The sequence below is a fragment of the Myxococcus sp. MISCRS1 genome, assembly GCF_026626605.1.
GTDB lineage: Bacteria > Myxococcota > Myxococcia > Myxococcales > Myxococcaceae > Myxococcus > Myxococcus fulvus.
In genome coordinates this window covers 5,494,625-5,506,868 of the sequence record NZ_JAPNKB010000001.1, presented here as the reverse complement: position 1 = coordinate 5,506,868, position 12,244 = coordinate 5,494,625, and the positions used below count along the sequence as shown (strand labels likewise).

Below are 12,244 nucleotides of genomic sequence, written 5' to 3'. Positions count from 1 at the left end.
GTATGACGCCGCGCAGCAATGAGAGGGAGACTACTTCGCCCTCATCAAGTGCCAGCCGGGCGGCAAATTGGAGCCGCTCCAGGGCGACTTCATATTCGAGGTCTTCGTAGAGGCGCTTGGCCTCGGCGAGATGGCGTTGGACTTCGGCAGATGCGCTGGCGGTGCCCCCTGGAAGAACCACGGACACACACAGAACGACCGCCAGGCATTCCCCCCACAGGCATGACTTGGTCATGCCTGGACCTTATCCTAGACCCTAATATCCCCAAATCCTGGCCAGGGAACCCATGCAAGAAGCCACGCTCAGGGCGACATTCCAGAGCGTGGCCGAGTTCGTGGGCTTACGGCGACGGCGGTTCCGGATAGTGGAAGACTCGGCCGTTCTCGCCGGCGATCCAAATCTCGCCAGTCGCGGTGATGGCGATGTCGTTCAGGGGGACGGTCGCTTCGACAGAAGGCAAGTCCGGGCCCTTGGCCCAGCCGAACGGAGTCAACCGACGCAGCCTGCCGTTCGCGCTCCCATCGACCGTGTAGCACTGGTCTGCCAACAGGTACTGCGATGAACTCTGCGCGTCATTGCGCATCACCACGCTGGTGAAGGGGGGATTCGCGCCCCCAGGTGCATCGACACGGCTCCAGGTCACGTTTCCATCCCACCGCCATGCAGCCCCGTTGTCTCCCACCGCGCAGGCCTTGTTCGTAGCCCCCATCCACACAGCTCTCGCATTGCCCGTTGTGTTGCCCGGCAGGTACGAATGACTGGTGGCGGTCGCAGTCCCCCCAGGCGTCACCGCATAGCCACGGAACCTCTGCCCACTGCCACTTCCCGTGCTGCCACCCACCGCGAGCAGAAACTCCTCCTGCAGTCCGTGCAATCCGTAGTAGTTGACATTGTCATCCAACTCCACGAACGGCGTGGTAGCCCCGGGTGAATACCGATACAGCCGGCCCGTGGTATCCGTGATGTAGAGCACTGAGCCTCCATTCGACGTCGGGAAGCCCACCAATCCAGTGATGTTCGCTCCGCCTGGAGTGGTCCCGGGAGCGCACGTGAATCCACTGGTCCCCGAATGAACAGCGAGCCACCCTCCTTCTCCGCCCACCCAGACATTCCCTGAGGCATCCACCCAAGAAGCTGCCCAATCGTGGTTACCACAATTGTTTGGATTGGCGGGCGGGCTACCATCCCCTGGCTGTGTCGTCGCGTCACCAAAGCTGAAGCTCTCGAACTTCGAAGTGGCGTTCTTCTTCAACGCCAGCTTGCCACCCCGGCCTGCGATCCACACGGGATAGCCACTCGGATGCGCCGCTACCGTGCGCCAGTCGTGGTCATCAGACCCGAAGCGAACGTGATAGTTCTCCACATGCTTCAGTGTGCCCCCGCACGACAAACCCTCATCTATCTGCCCGTTGCAGTTATTGTCGATGCCATCGCACACCTCTGCGCGCCCTGAGCGCGTCGCAGGGTCCACATCATCACAGTCGGTGTGAAGGTTCTCCACCCAGCCCGGCTGGGGCGTCTCTCCCACACAGACCTCATCTACCATTGCGCCTTGATCTCCATCCAGATCACTATCCTTGTCCGGATAGAACATCCGCGGAGCCTGCGCATTGCACTCGACGCCATTCTGGGCGGCATTGCAGACGAAAATCCCCGTGCAACTCAGGTTGTTGCAGGCATCGTCCTTCGTAGTGAAGATCTCGTCCGTATCGCCATCGCAGTTGTTATCCTTGTTATCACAAAGCTCCGGCTTACCCGGTGCGATGCTGATGTCATCGTCTTTGCAGTCGAACGGAGGTCCCGAAGGATATTGCTTGTACTTCGCACCAGGCGAGCCACATTGAACGGTAGCACCTGCTCGCGGCACGCCGTCCCCGTCGTCGTCCAGATACCAGTTCTTGTCGAAACCCTCGTCCGTGACCCCGTCACAGTTGTTGTCTTCGTTGTCGCAGACCTCAGTCTTGCCAGGAGCGATGTTCGCGTTGTCGTCCTTGCAATCCCCGCCAACCGTCGCGTATCCACGGACGCCGGCTACTGGGACACAGTGCTGAATCGCCTCCCCACCCACCCCATCTCCGTCCAAGTCACGGAACATCGCAACCAGGGCCAGCCCCTCGTCGACTCCGCCAGCGCAGTTGTTGTCCTTGTCGTCACAGACCTCCTGCTTCGACGGGTTGCGCATCGCATCCCCATCATCGCAGTCCGTGCCGCCCTTCCCCGCCTCGCTCGAGACAGCGACAAACCCATCGCCATCCGCGTCCGGGGTTTCGAGCTCCACCGTCCTCTTCGGCTTCGCCCCCGTCCCCGAGAGGTCAACCATCAGGCTCTGCTCATCCACCTGCTTGCCGCCGCAGGACTGCTCGTGCGCGCGGACAGTGACCCGAACATCCGTCCCCCATCCCTCCCGTAGGAGCACCGCCAACTTCAGCGGAGGCGACTGGTTCGCGAGCTTCTCTCCGTCAAAGGAGTTCGTCAGAACATTGTCCGCGTTCGCGGCATCGACGGCTTCCATGACGATGCAGCCCGTCTTGAAGTTCGAGTCGTAATTGATGTCGATGGCGACGTTCGCCTGCTCCTTGTCTTTGGAGCACGCGAGGAGCAGCAACGGGAACAGGAATAGGGCTATGCGACGCATGGGGCCGCACTCTACCGCACCCCTCCGCCCCCTGGCGCTCTCCTCGTACTCCACGCCCCCTTGCCGTCAGCCTCCCGGCAAAAGTCCCACCCTGCCGTCCTGGCTCCCCCTCCACCCAGCATTCCAAGGTTCCGAGCGCCACATCCCCGCACCCAGGGACACCAGGGGCCCCTCGGCCCCCAGCATCCCCAAGGCTCTCGCCTACTTACACGTGAAGGACCACCGACACGTGCCCGACAGGCACTCGCGGCCGGACCCGCAGGCCGCCCCTCGGCCCTTCTTGTTCTGGCACTTGCCCGAGTTCAACCCCCAGCCACAGTACTGGGTCGCACCACAGTGCGAGTCGCTGTCGCACAGGCAACTGCCCGTCGGATTCAGGTAACAGTCCGCGCTGCAACGGTCCGTCCTGCACTCCCTATCCGACTTGCACGTCTCCCCGTACCCCTTCGAGTCCGGCGTGAAGCACCACCCCACCGCGTTCGCACACCCGCCACACGCCCCCGACTGGCACTGTCCATCCCGACTGCACGACGCCCAGTCCGCCTTCTTCGGCACACAGTCGTTGTCCGCCGGATTCCCCGGCGTGTCCTTCTGGCAGTACCCCACCCCGCCACAATCCTCATCCCCGTTGCACACGCACCGGCCCTTGATGAGGCTGCACACCACCGACGAGCACTGCTCCGTCAGGCACTCGTCGTCGAACCGGCACTGCTCGTTCATGTCCTTGCTGTCCGGCGCGTAGTGCTTCCCACACACCGTCGGATACGCCGCCTCCCGGTCCTCCGGCTTCACCCACGCCGCCACCCCCGACGTGTCGATGTCGTTCGCCGGGTCCGCCATCCCCACCCGCGGCAACGACGCCCGCTCCCACATCCGGATGAACGTCTCCGACGAGCCCGTCAGCCCCGCCGTGTTCACCCCCAGGTTCCTCAGGTCCTTCACCATGTCCGGCAACAACCCCACGTGCGCCAGCCCCGCCTCGTCGAACGCCGTCCCCAGCCGCCCAGGCCCCTGCAGCTCCTGCTGACGCGCCTGCGCGTCCGCCTCCGCCTCGAACCCCGCCGAGCACGCCCCGTTCTCTCCAAACCGCGGCCGCGTCTGCTGGATGAACCCGTTGAAGTCCGCGCCGAAGGCCATCGGAACCTTCAACCCCTGCCGGCCGAACTCGTACGCCTGCGCGAACGAGCGCGTCGACCCCTGGCAGTTGTTCTCCACGCCGGACTTCGTATACGTCCGCGTCTCGTCATGCGCCGTGCGCAAGCCGAACATGCCGCCCGTGCGCCGCAACATCTGCACCACCCACGCCGGCGTCGTCTTCTCGTTCTCCGCCAGCTTCCCGTTCATCACCTCGCGGAAGTGTCCGTGGCTCACGTACAGCGGGTAGTACTTGTTCGTCTCCGCCACCGAGTACGCATCCTGGATGCCCTTCTCCGACAGGTGCGCCAGGTCGATGAGCATCCCCTTGTCCATCATCGCCTGCACCAGCGCCCGCCCCTCCCCCGTCAGGCCCTTCGTGTTCTTGCAGTTCCCATCCACGTCGAACCCCAACGTCTTCCCGCCCACCGTCAGCCCACAGTCCGAGTCGATGTGACAGTTCTCCAAAAACTGCGCCGCCTGGAAGATGGCGTTGTGCGGCGCCGCCCCGCCGAACCGGTTGTCCAGCTGGTGCACCGGCTGCAACGTGCGCACCCCCAACCCATGGAAGCGCTCCAGCTCCGCCCGCCAGTCCTTCGCGCCGAACAGCTTGCTCGTCTCGATGGACAGCACCATCGCCAGCTTCCCCTCGCCGATGATGCGCCGAGCGTCCGCCGGCGTCAGCGCCAGGTCCACCCAGTCCCGCGTCGCCGCGAAGTCGCGCGCCTTCTGCAGCTGCACCTCCACGTCCGTCATCTCGTCACACGCCCGAGTGCGGTTCTGCGGCGGCAGCGCGTCACACAGGAAGCCGTTGCTCACCGCCGACACCACCACCAGCGACATGCCGCCCTGGTGCGCCTGGCGCAGCCACCCCTCCCACGACTGCTGGTGCGCAATCGTGTCCCAGCGCGGCCACTCGCTGTTCGGATTGCGCCGCCCGTCGTGCAGGCCCGTGTCGCCCTGCGTGCCCTCAATCTTCCCCAGGAACTCCGAGCCCACCGCGCCCGCGATGCCGAACAGCTGCGACAACACCGGCACTCCGCGCAGGTCGATGTTGCTCGAGTTCGGACACAGGTTCAGCAGATGGCTCAAGTCCATCCGCACCCGCGCGTGGTCGCTCTCCGGCCACCCTCCGTCACACCGCGTGAGCGCGTCCGTCACCGTGCCGTGGAACCAACCGCCACCAAACGCCTCCTCGGCGAACATGTGGTGGTGCAGCTCCGCGAAGCCCGGCACGCCTGCCAGCCTCGCCGTCTTCTCTGTTTCAACCTCGGCGAGCGCCTGGGGGCTCTCGCCCTCCTCGACGGGCACGCAGGACAACGCGGATGCCATGACCAAGGTGGTACACCATCGCAGCAGACGCGGACGGGACATGGGGGACTCCCTTCAGGTGGAAACCCCCACTTAGCGACACCTCCCACCCTGACTTCAAGCCAGTCGGCGCCATGCCGTGACTGACGCAACGCTGATGCACCGCGTCGCGACTCAGGGGCCCGCGGGCTCCGCCACCACGGTGGGCGCATACACGGGCGGCACGTACGCCGGTGGGACGTACGCGGTGGCGCGCTGGCGCAGCGCGGGGGAGGCGACGGCGAAGCCCTCGGGCAGCATTCGGAGGATTCGCTCCCGGCGGTGACGGGAGCCGTCCAGCCGACGCTCCAGCTCCGCGCGCTCCTCCTTCGTCTCCTGGTCCTGCGGTGCGGGCCGCGCGGCCAGCGTCGCCAGGCGCTCGGTCACCGCCTCCAGCTCCCGGTCGATGAGCACCGGCTGGATGTTGCGCGTCTCCTTGCGCTTGCGGCCCACGGCGTTGTTCTCAATCCACACCGGCAGCACGGCGACGTCGCCCAGCACCACCGGCGCCTTGGGGCTCGGACGCGTCAGGGAGACTCGCAGCAGCATGGAGTCTCGCTTGTCGCCCGCCACGCCCTTCTTCGGCTTGGGCGCGTGGAGATAGAAGCGGTCCTGGTTCGCCACCAGGTTGCCGAGCGAGAACGCGATGAGCCCTCGCCGTCCGTCCGCGGTGGTGTAGCCCTCCAGCGGCTGGAGCACATGGGGATGATGCCCCACGACGGCCAGCGCCCCCGCGTCCAGCAGCGCCTGCCCCAGCTTGCGGTCGTCCGGGTGCGGGCTGTCCGCGTACTCGACGCCCCAATGCACCAGGACGATGAGCGCGTCACAGCGCGCCGAGAGCTCGCGCACCTTCTGCGTCACCTCGTCCGTCGTCAGGCCCCGGTGGAAGCGGTGCTGCGGGTAGGGCACGAAGGCCACGTGCGGCGCCTCGGCCTCCTTCGGGTTGCTGAAGCCGTTGAGCCAGCGCGTGAAGGACAGGAAGCCCACCTTCATGCCTCGCACGTCCATGAAGACAGGCTCCCACGCGGCGTCCCTCGTCGCGCCCGTCCCCGTGTGACGCAGGCCCACCGCATCCAGGTGCCGCAGCGTCTCCACCAGGCCCGTGGGGAGCTGGTCCCTGGCGTGGTTGTTCCCCGTGGACACCACCTTCACGCCCGCGCGCGCCATGGCGCGGGCCATGGAGGACGGCGCGTTGAAGAGCAGCTCGCGCGTCACCGCCTTCTTGTTGTCCGTGACGGGCGTCTCCAGGTTCAAGACGCCGATGTCCGCGGTGCGCAGCACGTCCGCGATGGGGCCGAAGACGTGGTCCCAGCCGTCGTTGTTCAGCGACGGCGCGGGCCCACCCTCGGGAGGCTCGGCGCCGTTGCGCGCGTGCAGCCGCGCCACCGTCTTCACCTCCCCATGCGGAATCACATCCCCGCCGAACACGAGCTCGACGTGGGTGGGCGCGGTGGCGAACAGCAAGGGGACCAACAACAAGACAGGCGCAGGCACGCCCGACAGCTTAGTCCAGGCCCACGGAATCCCCCTCACACGCCGGCTCGACGCGGTGTTTCATCCGGTGTCTCTCTTGGAGGATGAGAGGAAGTCCGTTCCGACTCGGCGAGTGTCGCCCGCGCCTCGTCAGAGCAGCTTGGAGACAGTGAGCGTCACCACGCCCGCGACATCCGTGACGCCCTCGGGGGTCCAGCAGGCCGCCAGGTCCGTCTGGAGCAGCGTCAGCGTGCGTACCACCGTCGCATCCAGGAAGCGCCCTGCCGTCACCTTGCCGGTGAGCACGATGACCATCTCTCCCGCGGGCCGGGCGTTGATGAGTGACGTGCCTTCGGCCGTGCTCCACGTTCCATCATTCCAGTCGATGCGCATCGAGAAGGTCGACGACCCCAGCGAACAGCTCAGCACCCCCGAGCCCACCACCTGGATGCTCGCGGAGATGACGCCCAGCGGGAGTCCCACGCACGGGCCCAGCGTGGATTGCCCCGTGAAGGCCACCGTCCGGGGCGTCTGCGTGACGCCCGGCTCGTAGTGCGTCGCCTCCGTTCCCGGACACGTGAGCTGCACGAGCTGCGCTCGCGCGGACGTCGAGAGGAGGACCGCCGACAACAAACACATCCACAGGCCACGATTCGCGCGCATGTGCATCGACTCCCGTCAGGCCCGTCCGGAGAGAACGGGCCTGGCGGTCCTAGGCGCGCCTCGGACGGCAATCCCATCAATCCGGCAGCGCGGCCTCATCTCGCCGCGCTGCGGGCCGTCCACGGGTCTCACGCTGAACATCCCCCCTGGAGGAAGGTGCGACTCATCAGAAGTCCTCGCCTCGCAAGAGACAGAGTTCGTCCGTCCCAGCGTTTCGGCTTTGTGCCGCTCAGCGGGCAGGCGCGCTGACGAAGCCAATCTATTGGCCACAAACCCGGCTTATACCCAATAGATTGATGAAAACCCGCGCCGAAAGCTCCTAGACTGGTTCCACCCGAACTGAAATCAGCGGCCCAAAATCATGCCTCGCCAGAATCTGACCCAGGAGACGATGCCTTTCGCCGTGGCCCGTTCGGTGATCGCCCTGGGAGCGAACATCAGGCGCGCCCGGCTTCGTCGAGGCATGAAGCAAGCAGACCTCGCGAAGAAGACGGGGCTCGCACTCGGCACTCTCAAGCGCCTCGAAGAGGGCAGCCCCACCACCGCTATCAGCGCCTACTTCGTGGTGTTGTGGGCCCTGGGGCTCGAGCGTGAGTTCGTGAATCTCGCATCCCCTGACCGGGACGAGGAAGGCAAGACACTCGAAGCCGCTCGCCAGCCCACGCGGGCTCGTGCATCCAGCCGGCTGGACGACGATTTCTGAATCCCTTCCCGCCCCATCTGTCCCGTGACGAAGCGAGCCGACTCATCACCCAGATGAAGACCACCGTGTCCACGCGGTGGCGCGCCGTGGTGACGGAGTGTGGAGGCACGGAGGCCGACCTGAACGCCATCTCCCGCGCCTTCGACTACGAGGGCTTCGAGTACACCCCCTGAGCCCCTCCAGCGCGCAGGCACCGTGCCCACGCGCCGGAGTGTGTCACCCGCTCAGTGCGAGCCCGCGACCACGATGGACCCGACGTAGGCATGGTGCTTCGGGTGGCACTCGTCGCCGACGTCCTGGCGCTTCAGCGCCCCCGTGAAGACCTGGTCCGCCTGCCCGGCCCGCTTCACCGTCACCGAGTAGTGCACCGGCGTCGCCTCACTCGCCGCCGGGTGGAAGTTCGCCGCCTTCAGGCACACGTCGTACGTCCCCGCCGGCGGCATCGTCCCCTCGTACCAGGCCACGTTCTCCGGCCCCATCCCGCTCGCCACGTCCCCCTCGAACCGCCCCTGGTCCGTGCTCGGCCCAGGCCCCGGGTTCCCATACGAGACAATCTTCCCCGTCGGCGTCCTCACCACCAGGTCCGCGTCGCCGTCCCGCCCCCACGTCGCCGTGAACCGCAGCGGCTCCCCTCCACCGCCACCCCCCACGCACACCCCCGACGAGCACGTCTTCCCCGCCCCACAGACGTTGCCGCAGCAGCCGCAGTTGTTCGGGTCCGAGGACAAGTCCGTGCACACCTGGCCGCACTGGACCCTGGGCGACGGACAGCTCGGCGGATTGCACTGGAAGCCCCCCGGCGTGTTCACACACTGCTCACCCGGCCCACAGTTGTCCGTCCCCAGCGCGCACTCGTCGATGTCCACACACGTGAAGCCATTGCCCGTGTAGCCCGGCCGGCACGTACACGTGTAGCTGCCCGGCGTGTTCGTGCAGTACGCGTTCGGCGAGCACTGCGCCGTGCCGTTGGTGCACTCGTTCACGTCGTGACACACGCTCGGCTGGCCCTGACACGTGTAGCCCGGCTCCACCTGGCACGTGGCGCCACAGCCATCGCCCGCCACCCGGCCTCCGTCATCACACTGCTCGCCCGTCCCCACCATCCCGTCCCCACACATCCCGCCCGTCGCGCCCCCCGTCGCCTCCACCGCGTCCACCTGGTACAGCGACAGCAACGCGCCACGCAGCGTCACGTAACGGTAGGCAGCAGGCTGGAGGTACGGCACCAGCGCGGAGTGCGTCCCCACGCCCACGTCGAGCAGCTGCGCCTGCCCCGTGGCGATGAGGCTCATGTCCGCGCGCCGGAACTCCACCTGCACCACCACCCCCAGCGACAACCCCCGGTAGTAGATGCGCAAGGGCCCCGTGCCCTCCTCACCCTGCCCCATGTCCAGCGTCAGCGCGCCGCCCAACAGGCTCAGGAAGTTCGCCGTCTGCCCATCCGGCGCCCCCACCGCGTTCTGCGGATTGGCCACCAGCGTGACGCCACTCTGGACCACCGCGTTCGCGTAGTTCGGGGCCAGGGCCTGCTCCCGCGTCACCACATCCTCCGTCGGGAACGCGTCCTCCTCGAGCGCGACGCCACAACCACCCACGACGAATGCGAACACCGCGCTCAACCAGCGCGACGCCGAGACACCACGATTGACCTTCATGTTCTGCTCCATTCCGCTCGTCTGGCTGGACGGAAAAGCCCGCGTGCAGGGAGATGACGGTGGGGACTTCCGTCTCACTCCAAGAAACGCACGACGGCTTTTTCTTGCGGCGATTTTCCGCGAGCAGCCCCCCGCGCCGTGCGCGAGCGGACATGCCAGTCGCCACACTTCGCCCTGGCGAAAGACAGTCGACACACCCCTCGCCCCCACGTCACGTTCCGAGACACGAACACCCGCCATGTCTCTCTTTTCAAGAACACGGCAGACACATGTTTCTCGAAACACGATGATGGGGTTCGCGCCAGACCCACGGGTCCACCCGGAGACCCCACCCAGGTGGACCTCTCACCTCAATCAAAGACAGACACGAAACCGGCTCAGCGCGCGACGCGGCGCCGGCGGAGCACCGCGCCCAGGAGGGCCAGCACGCCTCCGAGCAGCAGCCCTCCGCCCGTGGACGTGGAGGAACAGCCGCCCGACGGCGTGTCCCGCGACACACAGGCCACGTTCGCGGAGACCACGACGTCGTGCTCCTGGCCGTCCACGGAGACGACGTAGTGCTCCTCCTCGAAGCGCTCCTCGACCTGCCCCTTCTGGAGCGGGTCCGCGCGCTGGTCGTTGGCGAAGTAGAAGGAGGCCTCCTCGTTCGGCAGGAGCTCCTCGTCGCACACCGTCGCGCCCTCGCAGCCCGCCAGCGGCCAGCCCACCAGCGTCACGGGCTCGTCACACGCGTTGCGGACCCGGCTGGTGCCGCACGTGGCGTAGGTGGAGATGATGAGGCACGGCTTCTCCGACACCACGCTCTGTCGCTCGGTGACGCAGTCACACGGCTCGCTCTCGGCCCGGGCCGGCCCCGCCGAACCCACCACCACCGCCGTCGCCAACACCCACCCCAGCCGCATGGACAGGCCCCGGGGAATGAACGTCGTTCGCATCCTCGATACCTCCGCCTCGAATGTCGGCCCCTGCGCGGGCACGCATCCTGGCCCCTGACAGGGAGCGGAGCCAGACATCGTTGCCCAGGGCAACCTTCTCCACCCAGACACCGTGTCCCCTGACTCGGCGAGGGACCGCCCGGTGGTCCTCGGGCGAGCCCAGGCACCTCACGTCACGGCGAGGCAGACCAGGTGAAGGTCCCGGATGCGGGCCTCGCTGTCCTCGGTGCACTCGGACGAGGCCGGCGGGGGCGCCCAGGGCGGCGTCCGGGTTGCGCACGACGACGGTGGTCCCATCCTCCACCTCGTTCGCGGAGGGGTGCGCCGACAACGCCTGCGCGCCCTGCTCGAGCGAAGCCCGGGCTGGGACATGGCCAACACTCACCATGCCCGGCCCGGCGCCCCCGCGGGGCGACAGCCTCAGGGGATGCCGAAGGACGCCACCGCGGGGTCGCCCCAGTCGCAGCCCCAGGTGGAGGGCAGCTGCGTGAGCGCGCCGGTGTAGACGACCTCCGGCCTGCCCGCGCGTCGGACGCGGACGGTGTAGCCCACGGGATTCGAGGGGCTCGGCTGGGGAGAGAAGCCCACCGCCATCAGACAGACGCGGTAGCCGCCCACGGGCGGAATCCGGCCATTCGCCCAGAAGACGCTCTCCGGGCCGGTGCCCGTCACCTCGTCCCGGTCCAGCTCGCCGTACTCGGTCTGCGCGTCCGGTCCGCGGTTGTTGTAGTGGATGAGCTTGTCGCCCGGCGTGCGGACATACAGGTCCGCGTCTCCGGGCCGGCTCCAGGTCGCTGAAATCTGCAGGAGCGACGTGCCCACGCACGCGCCCGCCTGACAGGCCGCGCCCCCACCACAGGCATTCCCGCAGCCGCCGCAGTGCTCGCTCGAGCTGCTCGGGTCCACGCAGGCCGAGCCACACGGGAGGTTCGGCGGCAGGCACGCGGGCGTCTGGCACTGGAAGCCGCCCGGCGTGTTGACGCAGACCTGCTCCGGCGCGCAGGTGTCCGTGCCCAGGGCGCACTCGTCCACGTCCGCGCAGACGCTCGGCTCGCCCGAGCAGGTATAGCCGGCCTCCGGCCAGCAGACGCTGCTGCAGCCATCTCCGGAGCTCTGGTTGCCGTCGTCACAGCGCTCCTCGGAGCCGTCGATGACGCCGTCGCCACACACCGGGTTGCGCAGGCCCCGCACCGCGTCCACCAGGATGGGCGCCTCGGCCGCCCCGCGCAGCAGCACATAGCGATAGGGGATGGTCTGCCCGTTCCACACGGTCCACTCGAAGGTGCCCTCACCCCGCGGCACCACGAACAGCGTGCTCCCGTACAGGTAGCTGCCGTCCACCGCCAGGAACAGCACCGTCGACTGCGACGACACCTCGCGAGGGCCCCGGTAGTAGACGGTCAGCATCCCCGTCGCCTCCTGCCCCTCGCCCAGGTCCAGCATCAGCCCCGCCGTGGTGTCCATGGGCAGCGTCGCGGCGATGCCGTCCGGCGGGCCCACCGCCGCGCCCGGGTTCAGCACCGACGACGACGTGCCCGAGACGGCCACCGCGTCCGCGTGGTTCGGCTCCGGCGGGGCCAGGGCCGCTCGCGAGACCTCCTCCCGCGGCGCTTCGTCCACCCGCTGCTCGACGTCACAGGCGCCCACCAGACATGCCAGCGCCACCCAGCCCCAGCCGCATCGTCCGCGCATCAT

Annotated in this window: 8 protein-coding genes; 1 reads left to right on the top strand and 7 read right to left on the bottom strand. The window is 67.5% G+C overall.

Annotation, left to right across the window (positions count from 1 at the left end; genetic code table 11):
• Positions 1-341: 341 nt before the first annotated feature.
• From OWM54_RS21845 to OWM54_RS21830, 4 genes are all read right to left on the bottom strand, one after another.
• Positions 342-2,636: a putative metal-binding motif-containing protein gene (locus tag OWM54_RS21845; RefSeq protein ID WP_267698715.1), complete on the bottom strand. Its 2,295-nt coding sequence runs from the start codon at positions 2,634-2,636 to the stop codon at positions 342-344.
• A 201-nt stretch (positions 2,637-2,837) separates the two neighbouring features.
• Entirely contained in the window at positions 2,838-5,102 is a 2,265-nt protein-coding gene (locus OWM54_RS21840; protein ID WP_267698714.1) for a membrane dipeptidase, read from the bottom strand.
• A 153-nt stretch (positions 5,103-5,255) separates the two neighbouring features.
• Positions 5,256-6,614, bottom strand: a complete 1,359-nt coding sequence (locus OWM54_RS21835) for a CapA family protein (protein WP_267698713.1) — start codon at positions 6,612-6,614, stop codon at positions 5,256-5,258.
• Positions 6,615-6,743: 129 nt separating this feature from the next.
• Positions 6,744-7,256: a hypothetical protein gene (locus OWM54_RS21830; RefSeq protein ID WP_267698712.1), complete on the bottom strand. Its 513-nt coding sequence runs from the start codon at positions 7,254-7,256 to the stop codon at positions 6,744-6,746.
• Positions 7,257-7,647: 391 nt separating this feature from the next.
• Here OWM54_RS21830 and OWM54_RS21825 point away from each other — a divergent pair, with 391 nt between their 5' ends.
• On the top strand, positions 7,648-7,959 hold the full coding sequence (locus OWM54_RS21825) for a helix-turn-helix domain-containing protein (RefSeq protein ID WP_223749385.1): 312 nt from the start codon (positions 7,648-7,650) through the stop codon (positions 7,957-7,959).
• A gap of 224 nt (positions 7,960-8,183) precedes the next feature.
• On the opposite strand, the gene OWM54_RS21820 is transcribed toward OWM54_RS21825, so the two are convergent.
• The 3 genes from OWM54_RS21820 to OWM54_RS21810 form a co-directional block, all read right to left on the bottom strand.
• The gene (locus tag OWM54_RS21820) at positions 8,184-9,614 is read right to left on the bottom strand and encodes an EGF domain-containing protein (RefSeq protein ID WP_267698711.1); all 1,431 of its coding nucleotides are present in this window, start codon (positions 9,612-9,614) and stop codon (positions 8,184-8,186) included.
• A 377-nt stretch (positions 9,615-9,991) separates the two neighbouring features.
• Positions 9,992-10,549, bottom strand: a complete 558-nt coding sequence (locus tag OWM54_RS21815) for an MXAN_0125 family MYXO-CTERM protein (protein WP_223784279.1) — start codon at positions 10,547-10,549, stop codon at positions 9,992-9,994.
• A 420-nt stretch (positions 10,550-10,969) separates the two neighbouring features.
• A complete protein-coding gene (locus tag OWM54_RS21810; RefSeq protein WP_267698710.1) occupies positions 10,970-12,244 on the bottom strand; it encodes a DUF4215 domain-containing protein in 1,275 nt (424 codons plus the stop codon).